The 19,982-nt window shown below is 64.1% G+C and carries 16 protein-coding genes, 1 tRNA gene and 1 pseudogene; 8 read left to right on the top strand and 10 right to left on the bottom strand.

The features are described from left to right. Positions 1–73 precede the first annotated feature (73 nt). From F6X40_RS14280 to mfd, 3 genes are all read right to left on the bottom strand, one after another. On the bottom strand, positions 74–1,108 hold the full coding sequence (locus F6X40_RS14280; protein WP_184063618.1) for a threonine/serine dehydratase: 1,035 nt from the start codon (positions 1,106–1,108) through the stop codon (positions 74–76). A gap of 89 nt (positions 1,109–1,197) precedes the next feature. Then, positions 1,198–2,430 (bottom strand): acetylornithine deacetylase, encoded by a 1,233-nt coding sequence (gene argE, locus F6X40_RS14275; protein WP_187628281.1) that lies wholly within the window; start codon positions 2,428–2,430, stop codon positions 1,198–1,200. Positions 2,431–2,601: 171 nt separating this feature from the next. After that, positions 2,602–6,081 (bottom strand): transcription-repair coupling factor, encoded by a 3,480-nt coding sequence (gene mfd, locus F6X40_RS14270; RefSeq protein ID WP_184063612.1) that lies wholly within the window; start codon positions 6,079–6,081, stop codon positions 2,602–2,604. A gap of 122 nt (positions 6,082–6,203) precedes the next feature. On the opposite strand from mfd, the gene ispD reads away from it, so the two are divergent. Both ispD and ispF read left to right on the top strand, forming a co-directional pair. Then, positions 6,204–6,917, top strand: coding sequence for a 2-C-methyl-D-erythritol 4-phosphate cytidylyltransferase (gene ispD / locus F6X40_RS14265; RefSeq protein ID WP_184063609.1), 714 nt, complete (start codon positions 6,204–6,206; stop codon positions 6,915–6,917). A gap of 82 nt (positions 6,918–6,999) precedes the next feature. Further along, the gene (gene ispF, locus F6X40_RS14260; RefSeq protein ID WP_018432029.1) at positions 7,000–7,479 is read left to right on the top strand and encodes a 2-C-methyl-D-erythritol 2,4-cyclodiphosphate synthase; all 480 of its coding nucleotides are present in this window, start codon (positions 7,000–7,002) and stop codon (positions 7,477–7,479) included. Positions 7,480–7,513: 34 nt separating this feature from the next. On the opposite strand, the gene F6X40_RS14255 is transcribed toward ispF, so the two are convergent. The 3 genes from F6X40_RS14255 to ompR form a co-directional block, all read right to left on the bottom strand. Continuing rightward, on the bottom strand, positions 7,514–8,062 hold the full coding sequence (locus tag F6X40_RS14255; RefSeq protein ID WP_187628280.1) for a peroxiredoxin: 549 nt from the start codon (positions 8,060–8,062) through the stop codon (positions 7,514–7,516). Positions 8,063–8,138: 76 nt separating this feature from the next. Further along, complete coding sequence (locus F6X40_RS14250; protein ID WP_184033441.1) at positions 8,139–9,488, bottom strand: ATP-binding protein; 1,350 nt, start codon at positions 9,486–9,488, stop codon at positions 8,139–8,141. A 43-nt stretch (positions 9,489–9,531) separates the two neighbouring features. Continuing rightward, entirely contained in the window at positions 9,532–10,266 is a 735-nt protein-coding gene (ompR, locus tag F6X40_RS14245; protein WP_006048917.1) for a two-component system response regulator OmpR, read from the bottom strand. A gap of 227 nt (positions 10,267–10,493) precedes the next feature. Between ompR and F6X40_RS14240 the strand changes: the two genes are divergently transcribed. Both F6X40_RS14240 and F6X40_RS14230 read left to right on the top strand, forming a co-directional pair. Next, positions 10,494–10,820 carry a hypothetical protein gene (locus F6X40_RS14240; protein WP_184063601.1) on the top strand — a complete coding sequence of 109 codons (327 nt, stop codon included), beginning with the start codon at positions 10,494–10,496 and terminating at the stop codon, positions 10,818–10,820. Positions 10,821–11,101: 281 nt separating this feature from the next. Further along, positions 11,102–12,201, top strand: a pseudogene (locus F6X40_RS14230) (DUF1800 family protein). A 42-nt stretch (positions 12,202–12,243) separates the two neighbouring features. On the opposite strand, the gene F6X40_RS14225 reads toward F6X40_RS14230, so the two are convergent. Continuing rightward, positions 12,244–13,080 (bottom strand): squalene/phytoene synthase family protein, encoded by an 837-nt coding sequence (locus F6X40_RS14225; protein WP_187628279.1) that lies wholly within the window; start codon positions 13,078–13,080, stop codon positions 12,244–12,246. A 230-nt stretch (positions 13,081–13,310) separates the two neighbouring features. On the opposite strand from F6X40_RS14225, the gene F6X40_RS14220 reads away from it, so the two are divergent. After that, a tRNA-Leu gene (locus tag F6X40_RS14220) sits at positions 13,311–13,397 on the top strand. 120 nt (positions 13,398–13,517) lie between these two features. On the opposite strand, the gene F6X40_RS14215 is transcribed toward F6X40_RS14220, so the two are convergent. The 3 genes from F6X40_RS14215 to F6X40_RS14205 all read right to left on the bottom strand — a co-directional run bounded on the left by F6X40_RS14215 (position 13,518) and on the right by F6X40_RS14205 (position 15,583). Then, positions 13,518–13,805, bottom strand: a complete 288-nt coding sequence (locus tag F6X40_RS14215) for a hypothetical protein (protein ID WP_187628278.1) — start codon at positions 13,803–13,805, stop codon at positions 13,518–13,520. A 119-nt stretch (positions 13,806–13,924) separates the two neighbouring features. Further along, positions 13,925–14,374, bottom strand: coding sequence for a MarR family winged helix-turn-helix transcriptional regulator (locus tag F6X40_RS14210; protein WP_184063596.1), 450 nt, complete (start codon positions 14,372–14,374; stop codon positions 13,925–13,927). A 63-nt stretch (positions 14,375–14,437) separates the two neighbouring features. Continuing rightward, complete coding sequence (locus F6X40_RS14205) at positions 14,438–15,583, bottom strand: glycerate kinase (protein WP_184063594.1); 1,146 nt, start codon at positions 15,581–15,583, stop codon at positions 14,438–14,440. 542 nt (positions 15,584–16,125) lie between these two features. On the opposite strand from F6X40_RS14205, the gene tig reads away from it, so the two are divergent. From tig to clpX, 3 genes are all read left to right on the top strand, one after another. Next, positions 16,126–17,472, top strand: coding sequence for a trigger factor (gene tig / locus F6X40_RS14200; protein ID WP_187628277.1), 1,347 nt, complete (start codon positions 16,126–16,128; stop codon positions 17,470–17,472). Positions 17,473–17,666: 194 nt separating this feature from the next. Continuing rightward, positions 17,667–18,320: an ATP-dependent Clp endopeptidase proteolytic subunit ClpP gene (gene clpP / locus F6X40_RS14195; RefSeq protein WP_013089401.1), complete on the top strand. Its 654-nt coding sequence runs from the start codon at positions 17,667–17,669 to the stop codon at positions 18,318–18,320. Positions 18,321–18,516: 196 nt separating this feature from the next. Beyond that, positions 18,517–19,788 (top strand): ATP-dependent Clp protease ATP-binding subunit ClpX, encoded by a 1,272-nt coding sequence (clpX, locus tag F6X40_RS14190; protein ID WP_013089402.1) that lies wholly within the window; start codon positions 18,517–18,519, stop codon positions 19,786–19,788. Positions 19,789–19,982 lie beyond the last annotated feature (194 nt).

Below are 19,982 nucleotides of genomic sequence, written 5' to 3'. Positions count from 1 at the left end.
CGAATCATACCAACCTGAAGCGGATAGGCTAGTGCTTTAGCCGCAAGGCAACAAGCGCATTTGCTGCGCGTCGCTATTGAGGAAACTGTGACTCGCTATGGCGCGCGCGCTCCAGATGCGCGGCAAAACTGACCGGGTCGATATTGGCGCCGCACAGCAGCACGCCCACGCGTTTGCCCTGCAACTGTTCGCGCAGCGGTCCGAGCAATCCGGCCGTGGCGGCCGCGCAAGCCGGCTCGACCGCGAGCTTCAGCTGATTGAACAGAATCAGCATCGCCTCGCGCAACTGGTCGTCGGACACGGTGACGATCCGATCGACATGGCGGCGGCACAGCTCGTAGCTGTATTGCTCGGTATGCGGCGACATCAGCGAATCGGCGATGCTGTGCATGTGGCCCATTCTGACCGTATGGTTGGCGGCAAAACTCTTGCTCATCACGTCCGAGCCTTCGGGTTCGACGCCGTACACGTGCACGTTCGGATTCGCGAGCCGCAGCGCGGTGGAGACCCCGGCCGCGAGTCCGCCGCCGCCGATCGGCACGATCACCGCTTCGAGGTCGGGCGTTTGCGTGGCCCATTCGTAGCCGAGCGTCGCCGAGCCGAGCACCGTGCGATAGCCGTTGAACGGATGCACGAAATAGCGGCCTTCCTCGGCCTCGACGCGGCGCACCAGTTCGAACGCTTCGGCGAGATCTTCCGCATAGACGATGTCGGCGCCGTACTCGCGGCACAACGCGACGCGGGCCGGATTCGCCGCGCTGAACAGCACGACCTTGGCGCTGACGCCGAGCCGCATCGCCGCATAGGCGATCGCCACCGCGTGATTGCCGCCCGACACGCAGGTGACCCCCGCGCTCTTCTGCGCGTCGTCGAGCGCGAGCAGGTTCGTGAAGGCGCCGCGTGCCTTGAAGCTGCCGCCCGCCTGCAGCAGCTCGAACTTGAAATTGACGACGGTGCCGCGCAGCGACGAGAAGTCGAGCCGGTCGAACACCGGCGTGCGCGCGACCCAGGGCGTCAATGCGAAGTGCTGCGCGGCGATGTCGTCGAGCGTGGGGATCGGCTCACCGTCGATCGTGTGATCCGTGTGCTGCGGCATGGCGCTGGACATGGCGGTCGCTCCGGAGTCGTCGATGTCGCTGAGGCCCGTGGCTCGGCGCGCAGGTTCACTGCGGCTGCGCGCCGCTGCAACGAAACGGGCTAAGCGGCCTCGACCGACATGCTGTGGATGAACTTGCGCAAGAAGCGCTCGCACGCGACGAGCTGCGCGAGCTCGACGAATTCGTTCGCCTTATGCGCCTGCTGGATGTCGCCGGGGCCGCAGACGATGCTCGGAATCCCCGCGTTCGAAAACAGGCCGGCCTCGGTGCCGTATGCGACCTTGCGCTTGTCCTGGTCGGCCGTCAGCGCGCGGACGAGCTGCGTGATCGCGGCCTGTTCGGACGAATCGAGTCCGGGCGCCGCGGCGATCTTCGTGATCTCGATCGCGGCCGACGGGTGCTCGCGCAGCATTTTCGGCAGCAGCGTTTCGCGCGCGTAGCTGTCGATGCGCGCGAAGATCTGCTCGGGATCGAGCGTCGGCAGATTGCGGAACTCGAACTGGAACTGGCATTCGGCCGGCACCGTGTTGATTGCGTTGCCGCCCGTGATCGTGCTGGTCTGCGCGGTGCTGAACGGCACGTCGTACAGTTCGTCGAAGGGGCCTTGCGCGCGGAACTGGTCGGCCATGTCGCGGATGTAGCAGATCAGGCGAGCCGCGTACTCGATCGCGTTCAAGCCCTTCGGCGTCAGCGACGAATGCGCGGCCTGGCCGCGTACGCAGCACTGATACGCGTTGATGCCCTTGTGCGCGATGATCGGGCGCATGCTGGTCGGTTCACCGACGATGCAGCCGTCCGGCTTTACGCCGCGCTTCATCAGATCGGCGATCAGAAGCGGCGCGCCCACGCAGCCCACTTCCTCGTCGAACGACAGCGCGAGGTGGATCGGCTTCGCGAGCTTCGTGCGCAGCATGTCCGGCACGAGCGCGAGCGCCGCGCCGATGAAGCCCTTCATGTCGCAGGTGCCGCGGCCATAGAGCTTGTCACCGCGAATCTCCGGCTTGAACGGATCGCTGTCCCATTGCTGGCCGTCCACCGGCACGACGTCGGTGTGGCCCGACAGCACGACGCCGCCGTTCGTTTCGCCGTCGTGCGCGGGAATGGTCGCGAACAGGTTCGCCCATTTGCCGCCCTTACCGTGCGTCAGCGTCGCGTCGATACCGACCGCGCGCAGCTCGTCGCGCACGGTTTCGATCAGGCCGAGGTTTGGATTGCGGCTCACCGTGTCCATCGACACGAGACGGGTGACCCAGGGCAGAGATATCGGAGAAGCGGGGGACGCGGAGGAGGCGGACGACTGCAACGATTGCGCTGTTTCAGCGACGTGAGACATGACATGACTCCAGCGTTTTGTGTCTATCGATCATATCCCAAATTGCAGTTTCGTAAGGATGTCCCAAAAAGCCGGGCTCGCGTTGGCGCAGCGCAGCATCGATGCAAAAAACGGGGGACGTCCCCCCGTTTTCTGCAGTTTTCACGAGCCTGTGCGCGCAGCGTGCCGCGCTCAGCGAGCCGGCGCCGCCGCCGTGCCGCGGCTCGGCGAACCGAGCGCGCGCAGGGTCTCCTTGACGGTCGCGACGCGCACCGCGAGATCCGGGCTGCGCGTTTCGATACGCAGCTTGTCCTGACCCGCGAGCTTGATGTGCTTGTGCTTCTGCACCATCTCGATGATCCGCATCGCGTCGACGGGCGGATTGGGGATGAACTGCAGGCCGATCACCGCTTCACCGGCATCGATCTTCGAAATGCCGAGCGGCTTCGCGGCGAGCCGCAGTCGATGCGTCTCCACCAGCGCATGCGCCTGCGGCGGCAGCTTGCCGAAGCGGTCGATCAGCTCTTCCTGGATGCCGTCGATCGAATCGTTGTGTTCGCAGTTCGCGAGGCGCTTGTACAGCGACAGACGTTCCTGCACGTCGCCGCAATAGTCCGACGGCAGGATCGCTGGCGAATGCAGGTTGATCTCGGTGGTCGCGGCGAGCGGCGCGGTGAGGTCTGGCTCCTTGCCGTTCCTGAGCGCCCTCACTGCGTCGTTGAGCATGTCGGTATAAAGCTGGAAGCCGATCTCGTGAATCTCGCCCGACTGCTTGTCACCGAGCACCTCGCCGGTGCCGCGAATTTCGAGGTCGTGCATCGCGAGATAGAAGCCCGAGCCGAGTTCCTCCATCTGCTGGATCGCTTCGAGCCGCCGTTGCGCCTGCTTGGTGAGCCCCTGCGGATCGTGCACGAGCAGATACGAGTACGCCTGGTGATGCGAGCGGCCGACGCGGCCACGCAGCTGATGCAATTGCGCGAGGCCGAACTTGTCGGAGCGGTGGATCAGGATCGTGTTCGCGCTCGGCACGTCGATGCCGGTTTCGATGATCGTCGTGCACAGCAGCACGTTCGCGCGTTGCGCGACGAAGTCGCGCATCACCCGCTCCAGTTCCCGCTCGTGCATCTGTCCATGCGCGACCGCGATGCGCGCTTCGGGCACCAGCTCTTCGAGCATCTGCCGGCGATTCTGGATCGTCTCGACTTCGTTGTGCAGGAAGTAGACCTGGCCGCCGCGCTTCAACTCGCGCAGCATTGCTTCGCGAATCACGCTGTCTTCCTCGCGCCGCACGAAGGTCTTGATCGCGAGGCGCTTTTGCGGCGCCGTTGCGATCACCGAAAAATCGCGCAGGCCTTCGAGCGCCATGCCGAGCGTACGGGGGATCGGTGTCGCGGTCAGCGTCAGCACGTCGACTTCCGCGCGCAGCGCTTTCAGCGCCTCCTTCTGACGCACGCCGAAGCGATGCTCCTCGTCGATGATCACGAGTCCGAGCCGCTTGAACTGCACATCGGACGATAGCAGCTTGTGCGTGCCGATCACGATGTCGACCGCGCCTTCGTTGATCTGCCGGATCGCCGCGTTGACTTCCTTGGTCGACTTGAAGCGCGACAGCTCGGCGATGCGCACCGGCCAGTCGGAGAAGCGGTCGCTGAAGGTTTGCGTGTGCTGCTCGGCGAGCAGCGTGGTCGGCGACAGCAGCGCGACCTGCTTGCCGCCCATCACCGCGATGAACGCCGCGCGCAATGCGACCTCGGTCTTGCCGAAGCCGACGTCGCCGCATACGAGCCGGTCCATCGGCTTGCCGCTCGTCATGTCGCCGATCACGGCCGCGATCGCGGCGGCCTGGTCCGGCGTTTCCTCGAAACCGAAGCTCTCGGCGAACTTCACGTAGTCCTTCGGTTCGAGCGCGAACGCGTGGCCCTCGCGGGCGGCACGGCGGGCGTACAGGTTGAGCAGCTCGGCGGCGGTGTCGCGGATCTGCTGCGCGGCCTTGCGCTTGGCCTTTTCCCACTGGCCCGAGCCGAGCGAATGCAGCGGCGCGCTGTCCGGATCGGCGCCGCTATAGCGCGAGATCACGTGCAATTGCGCGACCGGCACGTAGAGCTTGCTGTCGCCCGCGTATTCGAGGTGCAGGAACTCGGTTTCGCCTTCGCCGAGATCCATCGTCACGAGACCCATGTAGCGGCCGATACCGTGCTGCGAATGCACGACCGGGTCGCCGAGCTTCAGCTCGGACAGATCGCGCACCATCGAATCGACGTTGCTCGCCTGTTCCTGGCGGCGGCGTCCCGAGCGGCGCGCGAGCGGCCCGTACAGCTCGGTTTCGGTGATGATCGCGATGCCGTCGCCCGGCAGCGCGAAGCCGTTCGCGAGCGGCGCGACGCCGAGCGAGAAACGCGCGTCGCTCTTGAGCCAGTCGGCGAAGCTGTCGGCCGAGGCGGGCTTCAGCTGGTTGTCGGCGAGCAGTTGCAGCAGCGTCTCGCGGCGGCCCGCCGATTCGGCGGCGAACAGCACCCGGTTCGGCGTCGTGCTCAGATACGCGCGCAGCGCCGAGACGGGATCGTCGGCGTGACGATCGATCGCGAGGTTCGGCAGCGCGATCGACCAGGCGCCGTCGCCGTTGGTGGGCAGCACGAGCCGTGCGAACGGTTTCGCGAACGTGAAGAAATCCTCGTCCGACAGGAACAGCTTCTGCGGTTCGAGAATCGGCCGGTCGCGGTCGTGCGACAGGAAATTGAAGCGCTGCTTCGTGTCGTTGGTGAAGCGCCGGATCGCCGCGTCCAGATCGCCGACGAACGCGAGTTGCGAACCGTCGGGCAGGTAATGGAAGAGGGTGGCCGTCTCCTCGAAGAACAGCGGCAGATAGTATTCGATACCCGCCGACGGCACGCCGTTGCCGATGTCTTTATAGATCGACGCGCGGCTCGGATCGCCCTCGAAAGTCTCGCGCCAGCGGCTGCGGAATGCCGTGCGCGCGGCCTCGTCGAACGGGAATTCGCGGCCCGGCAGCAGGCGCACGTCCTTGACCGGATAGAGGCTGCGCTGCGTGTCGGGGTCGAACGCGCGGATCGAGTCGACCTGGTCGTCGAACAGGTCGATCCGGTAGGGCAGCGGCGAGCCCATCGGGAACAGATCGAGCAGCGAGCCGCGCACGCAATATTCGCCGGGACGCACCACCTGGCTCACGTGCTCGTAGCCGGCGAGCGTCAGCTGCGCCTTCAGCTTCGCTTCGTCGAGCCGCTCGCCTTGCGAGAACGAGAATGTGTAGGCGGCCAGAAACGATGCAGGCGGCATCCGGTACAAGGCCGTCGTGGCCGGCACGAGCAGGATGTCGCAGCGGCCTTCGCCGAGATCGTGCAGCGTTGCGAGACGCTCGGAGACGAGATCCTGGTGCGGCGAAAACGTGTCGTAAGGCAGCGTCTCCCAGTCGGGCAGGAGGCGCACGCGCGCGTCCGGCGCGAAGAAGCCGATTTCCTGCGACAGCCGCTGCGCGTCGACCGCGCTTTCGCAGACCACCGCAAGCAGCGGCATCTTCTCGCGATACGCGAGATGGTAGCGGGCGATCAGCAGCGCGTCGGACGAACCGCGCGTGCCGTCGAAGGCGAAACGCTGGCCGGCCTTGACGAGCGCGACGGGCGGGGAGGACTGCGAGGATGCGGCGATGTCTGGCATAGAGGAGAAAAAGGGGCGGCTCGGGGCTCACGCGACGGCCAAGTTTACGCGTGTACGGGCGTGGATGCGAAGGACCTATTATAAAATCCGTCCTTTACTTTGATTTGGCGGCATCCGCACTCGTGACTTCCCGTCTCTTTGCCCTGATCCCGTGCGCAGGCTCCGGCAGCCGTTCCGGTGCCGCGATGCCCAAGCAATACCGCACTGTCGCCGGCCGCGACATGCTGCATTACTCGCTCGCCGCGTTCGACGCGTGCAGCGAATTCACGCAGACGCTCGTCGTCATCGCGCCCGACGACCAGCACTTCGACGCCCGCCGCTTCGGCAATCTGCGCTTCGCGGTGCGCCGCGTGGGCGGCGCGTCGCGCCAGGCGTCGGTGCTCAACGGTCTGCACGCGCTCGCCGAGTTCGGCGCCCACGACGCCGACTGGGTGCTCGTGCACGACGCGGCCCGGCCGGGCATCACGCCGGCGCTGATCCGCACGCTGATCGGTTCGCTCAAGGACGATGCGGTCGGCGGCATCATGGCGTTGCCGGTCGCCGATACCTTGAAGCGTATCGACCGCGCGTCGGCCGATGGCCGCATCGCCCATACCGAAGCGCGTGACGGCTTGTGGCAGGCGCAGACGCCGCAGATGTTCCGCATCGGCATGCTGCGCGAGGCGATCCTGCGCGCCCAGGCCGACGGCCACGATCTGACCGACGAGGCGAGTGCGATCGAATGGTCGGGCCACGCGCCGAAGCTCGTGCAAGGCAGCCTGCGTAACTTCAAGGTCACGTATCCGGAAGATTTCGATCTGGCCGAGGCGATTCTGAGCCGCCCCGCCGGTTCGTGAAACCGCGCCTGGGCACATTGGAAAGATTTAGAAAGGCTTTAACGAAGCTTTAAAAGCTTCAGCACTTGAGGACGTGACGCACATGGATTTCAGAATTGGGCAGGGCTACGACGTGCATGCGCTGGTGCCGGGACGCGCGTTGATCATCGGCGGCGTAACGATTCCGTACGAGCGCGGGTTGCTCGGTCACTCGGACGCGGATGTGCTGCTGCACGCGATCACCGACGCGCTGTTCGGCGCGGCCGCGTTGGGCGATATCGGCCGCCACTTCTCCGATACCGACGCGAAGTTCGCCGGCGCCGACAGCCGCGTGCTGCTGCGCGAATGCGTGGCGCGCGTGAAGGCGGCCGGCTTTGCGATCGGCAACGTCGACAGCAGCGTGATCGCGCAGGCGCCGAAGCTCGCACCGCATATCGAAGGGATGCGCGCCAATATCGCGGCGGACCTCGGTCTGCCGATCGAGCGCGTGAACGTCAAGGCGAAGACGAACGAGAAGCTCGGTTATCTCGGCCGCGGCGAGGGCATCGAGGCGCAGGCCGCGGTGTTGCTGGTCAGGAGCTGAACGGGATTTTTGTTTGGGTGACGGGCGGTGCCGCTTACAGCGTCGCGCCGCCAATCGCCCGATTGCTCGGACACAGCTCGTCCGTTTGCAGGCCGTCGAGGATGCGCAGCACTTCTTCGGGATTACGGCCCACGTACAGATTGTTGACCGACACGTGCTGGATCGTGTTGTCCGGATCGACGATAAAGGTCGCGCGCAGCGCGACGCCCGCTTCCTTGTCGCGCACGCCGAGCTGGTCGATCAGTTCGCCTTTCACGTCGCCGAACGAGTAGTGGTTGAGCCGGTCGAGCTCCTTGTACTCGCGGCGCCACGCGAGCTTCACGTATTCATTGTCGACGCTGCCGCCGAGCAGCACGGCCTCGCGGTCCTCGAACTCCTTGACGAGCTTGCTGAATTCGACGATTTCCGTCGGGCAGACCAACGAAAAATCCTTCGGATAGAAGTAAATGATTTTCCATTTGCCTCGAAACGACTGATCGGTGATGTATTCGAACGCCGAGACGCCGTGTTCTTCGTGATGGTTGAAGCCCGGCTTGGCGGCAATGACGGTGAACGCTTCGAGTTTATCGCCAACGGTTTTCATGCAAAGGCTCCTTCGGAAGTCGCAACAAGCGGCGTGTTTCGAATGGCGACGGCGCGCGGTGCCGCGCGTCGTCGGCTCACGCGCTTCTCGCGAGCGGAAACTCGATCGTCACTTCAAGCCCTGGTCCGGGCGAGCGGTTGCGCAGCCGCAGCGCGCCGCGATAACGGGCGACGAGCCGCTGCACGATCGCCATGCCGAGGCCCGTGCCGTTGGCCTGGGTGCGCGCCGAATTCACACGATAGAACGGCCGCGTGACGAGCGCGAGCTGGTCTTCGGGAATGCCGGGGCCTTCGTCGACCACCGAGAGTTCGACGCGCGAGTGCGACACGCGCGTTTCGAGAATTACGTGCGGCACACCGTCGCCGTCGCTGAGGCCATATTTGCGCGCGTTCTCGAGCAGATTGCCGACCACGCGACGCATGTCGGTTTCATCGGCCTCGATCACCGCCGACGGAGCGAGCCGCGTGATCAGCCGCATGCTGTCCTCGCTTTGCATGCGTGCGGCGAGTTCGCTCGCGATCACCGAGAGGTCCACCGGTTCCGGCACACGCTGAACGGGACGCGCGTAGTCGAGGAAGCGGCCGATGATCATGTCCATTTGCTCGATGTCGTCGACCATCGCGTCCTTGGTGGCCTGATCGGACGGGCTCATTTCGGTCTCGAGCCGCAGCCGTGCGAGCGGCGTGCGCAGATCGTGCGAGATGCCCGCGAGCATCAGCGCGCGGTCCGCCTCGAGCTGTTCGAGGTCGCGCACCATCTGGTTGAAGCTTCGATTGGTTTCGGCGGCCACACCCATGCCGCGCTCGGGCAGCGGCTCGGGCGATTGCCCCGAGCCGACCCGGCGCGCGGCCATCGCCAGACGCGCGAACGGCCGGTTCACCAGACTCGTGATGAATGCCGCGCCGAACAGCGACAGCGCGAGCGCGAACACGCCCCAGCCGGCCCATTGCAGGCCGGTGGCGTTGTCGAGCTGATCCCGGTCGAGCGCGACCCAGTAATCGTCGTCGTCGATCTTGAAGCTGATCCATACGCCGTTGATATCGTTGACGCTCTGCGCGATTATGGTGTCGTCGCCGAGACGGCCGCGGATGTCGTGCTCGATCAGGCGATTCAACGATTCGTCGGGCTGGAGTTTGTATTTGTCGGTGGCTTCGCGCGGGTACACGCGCACCCCTTCGTTGCTCTCCAGATCCTGCAGCAGCGCGCGCCGCAGGTCGGGATCGGAATAGAGGAGTGCGGTGCGCGTGAGCTTGACGATCGCGACGAGTTGCAGAGCCACGCGCTGCGCGCGCGGCTCACGCTCGATCACGCGAAAGCTCTGGAACCACGCGGCGAGACTGACTGCGATCAACAGCGCGATCAGCAGAAAGGTCCGCCAGAAAAGGCCGCCGAACGCGAGCGTCAGGAGGCGCCGGTCGATCCGCATGGGCCCTTCTTATGTGACACAGAAACGAAAACGGAGCACAAACTCAGGCTGCACCGTCGGGGATGAAGACGTAGCCGAGGCCCCACACGGTCTGAATGAAGCGCGGGCTGCCCGGATCCGGCTCGATCAGCTTGCGCAGACGCGAGATCTGCACGTCGAGGCTGCGGTCGAAGACCTCGTATTCGCGCCCGCGTGCGAGTTCCATCAGCTTTTCGCGCGACAGCGGCTGACGCGGATGACGCGCGAATACCTTCAGCACCGAGAACTCACCGGTGGTGAGCGGAATTTCCTGGCCGGCCTTGGTCAGCGTGCGGGTGGCGAGATTCAGCGCGAACTCGCCGAACTCGAAGACCTCGGTGGTCTCGGACGGAGCACCCGGCAATTCGGACGGCGACTGGCGACGCAGGACCGCGTGAATGCGCGCGACCAGTTCGCGCGGATTGAACGGCTTGGGCAGATAGTCGTCGGCACCCATCTCGAGGCCGACGATGCGATCGACATCCTCACCCTTGGCCGTCAGCATGATGATCGGCGTGCGGTCGTTGCTGCCGCGCAGTCGCCGGCAGATCGACAGGCCGTCCTCACCGGGCAGCATCAGATCGAGCACCAGCAGATCGAAGCGCTCGCGCACCCAGAGCTTGTTCATTGACGGCGCATTTTCGGCGACGTAGACGTTGAAGCCTTGTTCACCGAGGTAGCGGCGCAGAAGATCGCGCAGGCGTGGATCGTCGTCGACGACGAGGATTTTCGAAGGGTTTTTGGTTTCCATGGTCGGCATCTTAGCGCGATTAGAAAGTGGTGCGCGGTTACACCATTTCCGGGGTTACAGTCGGTTACAAAATTTACCCGCGGTGTGGCGCGACGTAAAGTATGCGCGTTTAGACTGCTTTACTGAATGCGGCTGTTCGGTGGATACTTCACTCGACAAAACTCTCGCACCCGGCTGTTACCGGGGTTTGTATACGCATCTGAGGTAGCCGGTTGCCGCGCCACGAAGGGAACAACATGAAGGGAGGGGTTTGGCCAAACGTGCGCCTGAGCGTGATTGTACTGGCGGTTGCCGGTACGCTGGCAGGCACACTGGGCCCGACGCTCGCTCATGCGCAGCCGTCCGCGGATAGAGCGGCGAGCGAGCATGCGCCCCGCTCGGGTAATGGCAGAACCAGCCGCCACAACCCGAGCATCGATCGCCCTGCCTCTGACGCGATGCTGCGCACCGCGGTTCCCCCCGATCTCGATCAACGTCGCCGCGACGGGCATATGACGCCCGAAGAGCGTCGGCTGTTGCGGCAGCACATCGAAGACGCCGTGCGCGAGTTGTACAAGCGTTAATCCCAGCGCGCGCATTGCCGCGTGAAAAATCCCGTTGCACTCACGAGCGCGCGCCGCGAAGCGATATCGCGACCTCCCGACTGTATTCGAGCCGATCCCAACGCGCGCCGAGCACAACGCATGGACGCCGGATCAGCGTCACATCTCCGACACGCCGGACCCGGCACGCGTCGAGCCGATCGCCATGCAGTTTCGCGCGAGCGGTTATGACATCGAGGTGACGCTACGCGCGCTCTTTTCTCAGCGATGCGTTCTGGAGCGATGGCAATCGCGGGGTGCTGGTGAAGTCGCCGGTCGAGTTCGTGATCGGCGCGCTGCGCGCATTCGCTGTCGGCTACGACGACACGGCGCCGTTCACCGCGCAGATACGCGCGCTCGGCGAGAACCTGTTCTATCCGCCGAACGTCAAAGGATGGCCGGGCGGCGCGTCCGGGATCAACAGTTCGACGCTGAAAGGCGGCAACGACGGTTTGAACACCGTGATCCCGTTCGCCGATCCTGCGTACCTCGTGCTGCGCAAAAACATCGGCATCAAACGCGAACAGATGATCCAGCTCGACGAGCGCACCGCGCTGCATCCCGCGTTGGAGCCGCTGAGGCCGCTCTGGCGCAGCCGGCAGCTCGCGATCGTGCAGGGCGTCAGCTATGCGCAGCCGAACCGGTCGCATTTCCGTTCGATCGAGATCTGGGATACCGCGTCACGCTCCGACCAATATCTGCGCGACGGCTGGCTCACGCGCGCGTTCGCGATGAGGCCGGTGCCCATCGGTTTCGCGGCCGACGGCGTCGTGATCGGCAGCGCCGAAATGGGGCCGCTCGCAAACGGCGCGCGCGCGATCGCGCTGGTCAATCCCGCGCAGTTCGTCAGGGCCTCTCGACTCGCGACGCCAGTGTCCTTGCACGAGCGCAGTCCCGCGCTCGCGCCTATTCTCGACGTCGAAAACGACATCGTGAAACCGGCCGGTCGTCTGCGTGCGACGCAAGGGCAGCCTCAGTTGAAGACCGCGTTTCCGGGCGGCGCGTTCGGCAGTTCGATCAAACCGGCAATGCAGGTGCTGGCCGCTTGGGACACGCTGAATAGGGCCGGTGGAACGATACGCTCGTGATGACGTACGCGGAATTCGGGCGCCGTCCGCGCGAGAACCAGAGCAACGGCACCGATCACCCCACGGTGGCGCCGGACTTCGTCACGGGCGGTCGCGTGCAGGGCGGTTTGTTTGGCGTGCCGCCGATGCTTGCGCGGCTCGAGGGGAATGGCAACCTGCCGGTCGGCGTGGATTTTCGCCAGCTTTATGCGACGGTGCTCGGGCCCTGGTGGGGGTTGGACGCGCCTGCGACTCTGCAGCAGCGGTTCGAGCCGCTGCCGTTGCTGCGGGCGTGAGCGCTGGGCGCTGGGCGCGAATCGACGCGCCCGGCTGTCAGGCTACTTCGCGCGCCACGCGATCCATAGCTTGCGGATCGGCGTCAACGCGATGCGTTGATGCAGCACGTGATAACCGTCGCGCTCGATTTCATCGAGCAACGCCAACGCGAGCGCCGCGAGCGCGAGCAGCGTGCGCTGCGCGCGCCGCGCGCTGGCGGGCACCGCGGCGAGCGCGGTCTGCACCGCGTCCCGCGCGCGATTCGTTTCGAACCGCATCAGCTCGGTGAAAGCGTCGGTGTATTTGCGGTTGATCAGATCGGCGGCGGTGACGTTGTAGCGTTGCATCTCGTCGATCGGAACGTAGATGCGGCCGTGCCGGGCATCGTTGCCGGTTTCGGCGACGAACTGCGCGAGCATCAGCGCCTCGCCGAGCGGAGCGGCCCACGCCGACGCATGCGCGGCATCGTCGGCCGATCCGGTTGCAGCCGCGCGCGACACCAGCGACGCAAAATTGCCGCCGACACCATGCACATAGCGGCGCAGGTTCGGATAGTCGAGATAGCGTGCCTGGTCGAGATCCATCTCGAAGCCCGCGAGCAGTTCCTGCAGAGCCCGATATTCGGCCTGCGCGTCGGGCAGATAGGCCGCGAGTGCCTTGGACACCGGATGCGACGGCGAGCCCGCGGCCAGCGCGGCAATTTCTTTCTGCCACCACGCGAGCTTCGTGCGGCCGACCGCCGGATCGCTCGTCTCCTTGACCGTTTCCTCGAACTCGCGACGCAATGCGAAGAGCGCCGTCAACAGCGGCTGACTGGCGGCGTGCGCCTGGCGAAGCGCATAGTAGGTGCTCGATCCTGGGGGCGCCGCTTTCTGCTGGCAATAGTCGTCGAAATTCACGGGATGAAAGTGTGGGGAAGGACTGGCGAGAAGGGCGCCGACGTCCGTCGCGGCGCCCGTCTCGACGAGCCGAAAATTGTAGCATCGGCGTCGCGCGCGCAGATACCGCCGGGTGCAGACAAGCGCGAATCAATCGGTTAGAATCTCGCGCTTACGCTTTCGGGCACGTGTTCAGCGCGCTTGGGAGTGCACAGGACAATCGGGCGCGACGCATTGCGGCGTACCCGGCTGCGAGGGTGGCGAAATTGGTAGACGCACCAGGTTTAGGTCCTGACGCCCGCAAGGGTGTAGGGGTTCGAGTCCCCTCCCTCGCACCACTTATTGGTAGTCGAGAAAAACCCCGTCAAGTCTTTGGACCGACGGGGTTTTTTCTTTTTTGCGCGGTCTTCTGAAAGGCCTCAGTGTTGCTCCGCTGCCTTTCATCGCGACCGCGCGACTCAGGCACCCGGCGTTCCCGGCGCTTCCTGCGAGCCCGGCAATTCCGCTTGCACGGCGCCTTCGAGGAAACGGCGCGTCGACTCGAACGCCTGCAGCATCTGGTCCGGCCACGGCGTTTGCAGCATCACCGCCTGATGATTTTCAAATGCCGACGACAGCAGTTTCGCCAGTTCCGGCGAACGAAGATGCCGCAGCACGACGCTGACCGCGATCGCGGTCGCCTGGCTCGCGCCGGCGGTCTGGAGTTCCGACGCGGTGAGTGCCGCGACCTGTTTGTTGATGTCCACTGAAACGTCCCTGGATGAAAAAGAGGGTGAAGGCGCGTTGACCGAGGCTCAATTTTGACACGCGCCGCACAATGCCGTGAAACGGCGCTTTTCAAACACGGCCGGTTCGCCGCGCGCTATCACTCCCGCGCGTTCATGGCACGGATCACCTTGTCGAGCGCCGCGCCGAACGCGGCCCTTTCCTCTTCGTCGAGGCACTCGAACATATCGCCGTTCCACTTGCGCGCGATCGGCATCACTTTGCGATACAGCGCGCGGCCTTCCTGCGTCAGCGAGACCAGCACGACGCGGCCGTCCGCGGCGCTCGCTTCGCGCTGCACGAGTCCCTGCCGGATCAGCGCTTCGGCCGCGCGACTCGCCTGGCTTTTGTCGAGATTGGCATGGCGTGCCAACTCCATGATCGAGAACGGTCCGAACGATCCCACCGTCGCAATCACCCGCGCTTCGGGCAGCGTCACGTCGAGCTTCGCCGCGTAGCGCGCGCTGATGCCGCGCTCGGCCAGTTTGTTCAGTACATGCAGACGATACGTGAGGAACTGCTCGAGCCCGGCTTTGGCGGAGTCCTTCATGGTCACCCCGTGATGAGTGGAACGGTCGTGGCGCTGTGATTGTTGCGGCAACCGTTTCGCGGGTCAACGCACGCCGTATTTCAGGCGCGTCAGCTGCTCGGCTTCGTTGGCGAGCAGGCGCGCCGCGTCGCGAATCGCGACGTCGAGCGTGATCGGCCCCGGCGCCGGAGAAAAGCAGCCGCCGAAGTATTCGGCAAGACGCGGCAGCGCGGCGGGGTCGATCGCGCCGGACAGCAGCGTCGCGGGCACGCCCGCGGCGCGCGCATGCGCGCAGGCGATGAACGGCGCCTTGCCGTGCAGCGTCTGTACGTCGGAACGGCCTTCACCGGTGATCAGCCAGTTGGCGCCCGTGAGCGCGGCGTCGAGGCCGATTTGCCGCGCGACGGTTTCCGCGCCCGGCTCGAACTGCGCGCCGAGCATGTGCAATGCGAAGCCGAGGCCGCCCGCCGCGCCCGCGCCCGGCAGGTCACGCGCCGTGCGGCCGAGCGCGGCTTCGAGCAGATCGGCGAAGCGCGCGAGCGCCGCGTCGATCGGCGCGACCTGTTCTGGCTTCACGCCTTTTTGCGGACCGAAGATCGCGGTCGCGCCGTGCTCGCCGGTCAACGGATTGTCGACGTCCGACATGCCGACGAACTGCGTGTCGGCAAGCCGCGCGTCGAGCAGCGACGCATCGACCCGCGCCACGCGCGCAAGCTGCTCGGGTGTGCCTTCGAGTACGTTGCCTTGCGCGTCGAACAGTTGCAAGCCGAGGCCGGTCAGCAGGCCGGCGCCGCCGTCGTTCGTGCTGCTGCCGCCGAGCGCGACGAAAAAGCGCCGCACGCCGGCATCAAGCAGCGCGCGAATCGCTTCGCCCATGCCGCGCGTGCTGCGCGCCTCGACCGGCACGCCCATGCCGACGGGGTCCGTAATGCCGACGATTTCCGCCGTTTCGATGATCGCGCCGCCGTCCGTGAGCAGGCCCGTCAGCGCTGCGCGCGTCGGACCGGCCGCGCCGCGCACGCTAAGCGTGCGGCGCTCGCCGCCGCTCGTGAGCATTGCGTCGAGCGTGCCTTCGCCGCCGTCGGCCATCGGACAGATGCGCACGCTCGCGTCGGGGCGTGCGCGCTGGACGCCGGATGCGATCGCCTGCGCGACCTGTTCCGCGCTGAGCGAGCCTTTGAATGAATCGGGAGCGATGACGACGACAGGCGAGGACGACGAATTCGGCATGGTGTCTCTGAGAGGTTTGAGTCGTTGTAAGCGGTTGCTGGAGCGGATGAAGCGACCAGTTGCTGGTGACCGGCGGTGGCGGCCCGACCGAGTGCGTTAGCTTATCAGCATGGGGGCGTCGGCTGAATATGTCGAAAGGCATAGGCGGGATCGCCGCCACGACACGTCGGCCGCGAGCGGGTGCGAGCGTCCACGCGAACGTTCTGTTGCATGACGAAAGAGCGCCGAGGAACGCACGACGCTAACCGGATAGCGATGCCAGCGGCAAATCGCGCTCGCTGTGTCAAAACTAACCGAAAATGGCCCTCAAAACGCCCGGAATGCAGGGAAAACTCGATGCAATCATTGAATCCCGGCTAGGCGCGCAAATAGTTTGCTAAAATATTCGGCTCTTTGGACTCAACCGTGCTGCCGACGGCCTGCAAGCCCGCGGCGCAGGTGCGTGATCGATGCAATCGGCGCAAATCGATGCGAAGCGACATCGACGGGCAGCACGGAGAAGATAACTGATTCGCTCGAATAATTTTAGGACGATTGAAGTCATGGCTAACGTTGTTGAAAACCTCGGCAAGCTCGAACGCCGCGTGACGATTTCCCTGCCGAAGGATGCCGTGCAGAAGGAAGTGGATTCGCGTATCCGTCAACTCGCGAAGAACGTGCGCATGCCGGGTTTCCGCCCGGGCAAGGTGCCGCTCAAGATGGTGACGCAACAGTATTCGGGCCAGGTGGAAGCCGAAGTGCTGAGCGACAAGGTCGGCAAGGAATTTTTCGACATCAGCCGCACCGAAAACCTGCGTGTCGCGGGTCAGCCGAGCTTCGCGCCGAAGACCGACGCTGGTGAAGGCAGCTACGCGTTCGACGCGACCTTCGAGGTGTATCCGGAAGTGAAGCTGGGCGACGTCGCCACGGCTGAAATCGAGCGCACCATGACCAGCATCAGCGAAGCGGAAATCGACCGCACGCTGGACATCCTGCGCAAACAGCGCGTGCACTTCCACGCTCGCGGCGAGGCAGGCGAGCACGGCGACGGCGGCGCGGACACGGCCGCCAAAGACGGCGACCGCGTGACGGTCGACTTCGTCGGCAAGATCGACGGTGAAGCATTCCAGGGCGGTAGCGCCGAAGACTTCGGCTTCATCCTCGGCGAAGGCCGCATGCTGCCGGAATTCGAAAAAGCGGCGCTCGGCTTGAAGGTCGGCGAAGCGAAGGAATTCGACCTGAAGTTCCCGGACGACTACCACGGCAAGGAAGTGGCGGGCAAGACGGCGCAATTCACGATCACGATGAAGAAGATCGAATGGCCGCATCTGCCGAAAGTCGACGGCGAATTCGCGAAATCGCTCGGCATCGAAGACGGCGATCTGACCAAGATGCGCGCTGAAATCAAGGACAACCTCGAGCGCGAAGCGAAGCGCCGCACGCAAGCCATCGTCAAGAACCAGGTGATGGACGCACTGCTGAAAATCTCGGAGCTCGACGTCCCGAACGCGCTGATCGAGCAGGATCAGGAGCGCCTCGTCGCGATGGCTCGCCAGGATCTGGAACAGCGCGGCGTGCCGAACGCGAAGGACGCGCCGATCCCGGCCGCGATGTTCAAGGAGCAGGCCGAGCGCCGCGTCAAGCTGGGTCTCGTGCTGGCCGAACTCGTGAAGGCGAACGAACTGCAGGCGAAGCCGGAGCAGATCCGTGCCGAAGTCGATGAATTCGCGAAAAGCTACGAAGACCCGAAGGAAGTCGTCCGCTGGTATTATTCCAACCAGCAACGTCTTGCTGAAATGGAAGCGTATGTCGTTGAAGCCAACGTCGTCGACTTCGTCCTCAGCAAGGCCAAGGTGACGGACAAGGAAGTGAGCTTCGAGGAACTGGCAAGCGCAACGGCGCAAGCGTAAGCGTCGCTGCAACGGCGTGCCGGCTGTCGGAGCGACCGACGGCCGGCACGCCGTTTTTTTGTGCCATGAATCTGTGTGACGTACCGGATCCGGTCGTGCGGCGCACACGAAGACGGCACTTGAATACGGGCTCGTCGCACCAACCTGTGTCCAGCAGCTAATATTCAGAATATTTCCAGACAAGGATCCATTGCATGACCTTTCGCGCCCAAATGCTGGACACGTTGACCTCCCAGTCGTCCCGGGATCTCGAAGCGCAGGCACTCGGTCTGGTGCCGATCGTCGTGGAAACGAGCGGTCGGGGCGAGCGCTCCTATGATATTTATTCGCGTCTGCTGAAGGAACGCATCGTGTTCCTCGTGGGCGAAGTGAACGACCAGACGGCCAATCTGGTGGTTGCGCAGATGCTGTTTCTGGAAAGCGAGAATCCGGACAAGGACATCTACTTCTACATCAACAGTCCGGGCGGCTCCGTGTCTGCCGGTATGGCGATCTACGATACGATGCAGTTCATCAAGCCGGACGTCTCGACGCTGTGCATGGGGCTTGCGGCGAGCATGGGCGCGTTCCTGCTCGCGGCCGGTGCTAAGGGCAAGCGTTTCGCGCTGCCGAATTCGCGCGTGATGATTCATCAGCCGCTCGGCGGCGCGCGCGGCCAAGCATCGGACATTGAAATCCAGGCGCGTGAAATCCTGTACCTGAAGGATCGGCTGAATCATCTGCTCGCGCACCACACCGGTCAGCCGGTCGAACGTATCGCGCGTGACACCGACCGTGACAATTTCATGTCCGGCGATGACGCGCAGGCGTACGGCCTCGTCGACCAGGTGGCGCACAAGCGTCCCTGATCTGGTACGGTTTTGCCATGCTGTTTTGCCCACTGTTGCGGCAAAACCGTCATCGGGTCGGTTGTGAATGTTCAACTTCCGTCCGGGCGTCTGCGGCAAGCGCCGTTATCGTGCTCACTAGCCCTGCCGCGCCCAAACTGCGTGGCGGGGGCAAACGGCGTATTATCTAATCCGGTGTCCGGAGGCTCACACATCTATGGCGGACAAGAAAGGTTCTAACAGCGAAAAGCTGTTGTATTGCTCGTTTTGCGGCAAGAGCCAGCATGAGGTCAAGAAACTGATTGCTGGCCCGTCGGTATTCATCTGCGATGAATGTATCGATCTGTGCAACGAAATCATTCGTGACGAGGCTGCAGGCGCGGGCATCGAGGCCGGCTTGTCCAAGTCCGATCTGCCGACCCCGCAGGAAATCCGCGAAATTCTCGATCAGTACGTGATCGGTCAGGAGCGCGCGAAAAAGATCCTCGCGGTCGCGGTCTACAACCACTACAAGCGCCTCAAGCATCTCGACAAGAAGGATGAAATCGAGCTGTCCAAGAGCAACATCCTGCTGATCGGCCCGACCGGCTCCGGCAAGACGCTGCTTGCGCAGACGCTCGCGCGCCTTCTGAACGTGCCATTCGTGATCGCCGACGCGACCACGCTGACGGAAGCCGGCTATGTCGGCGAAGACGTCGAGAACATCATTCAGAAGCTGCTGCAGAATTGTAATTACGAGGTGGACAAGGCTCAGCGCGGCATCGTCTACATCGACGAAATCGACAAGATCAGTCGCAAGTCCGACAACCCGTCCATCACGCGCGACGTGTCGGGCGAGGGTGTGCAGCAGGCTCTGCTGAAGCTGGTCGAAGGCACGATGGCGTCGGTGCCGCCGCAAGGTGGCCGTAAGCACCCGAACCAGGACTTCATCCAGGTCGATACGACGAACATCCTGTTCATCTGCGGCGGTGCGTTCGACGGCCTCGAGAAGGTCATCGTCGATCGCACCGAGAAGACCGGCATCGGTTTCGGCGCGAGCGTGAAGAGCAAGCAGGACCGCGACGCCGGCGAAGTGCTGCGCGAAGTGGAGCCGGAAGATCTGATCAAATTCGGCCTGATTCCGGAGCTGATCGGCCGTCTGCCGGTGGTCGCCACGCTCGGCAAGCTCGACGAAGCGGCGCTGATGAAGATTCTCGTCGAACCGAAGAATGCGCTGGTCAAGCAGTATCACAAGCTGTTCAGCATGGAGCGCGTCGAGCTCGAAATCCGTCCGGCCGCGTTGCAGGCCGTGGCGCGCAAGGCGATCCGCCGCAAGACGGGCGCGCGGGGCCTGCGTTCGATTCTGGAACAGGCGTTGCTTGATGTCATGTACGACCTTCCGCAAATGAAAGGTGTCAGCAAGGTCATCATCGACGACAACGTTATCGACGGCGACGGCAAACCGCTGCTGATCTACGAAGACGCGCCGAAGGTCGCGGGTTCGAACTGATCGGCTTTCGAGTTCTGCAAAAAGGCCGTTCATGGCGACGTGAACGGCTTTTTCGTTTATCGTGTGGTCAGGCTGGTTGTTCTCAACTATGGAGTCACTGAACCTTCGGAGTCACTGAACTTTTCCCACACGCGGAGGCTTGCAAAATTTTCTGCTGGCCTCACCTATCGAACGAACTGATTCCACTCATGGGG

The organism is Paraburkholderia sp. UCT31 (genome assembly GCF_014397655.1).
Taxonomy (GTDB): Bacteria; Pseudomonadota; Gammaproteobacteria; order Burkholderiales; family Burkholderiaceae; genus Paraburkholderia; species Paraburkholderia tuberum.
The sequence above is the reverse complement of the archived record's forward strand: the minus strand, read 5'-3'. Positions and strand labels throughout refer to the sequence as shown.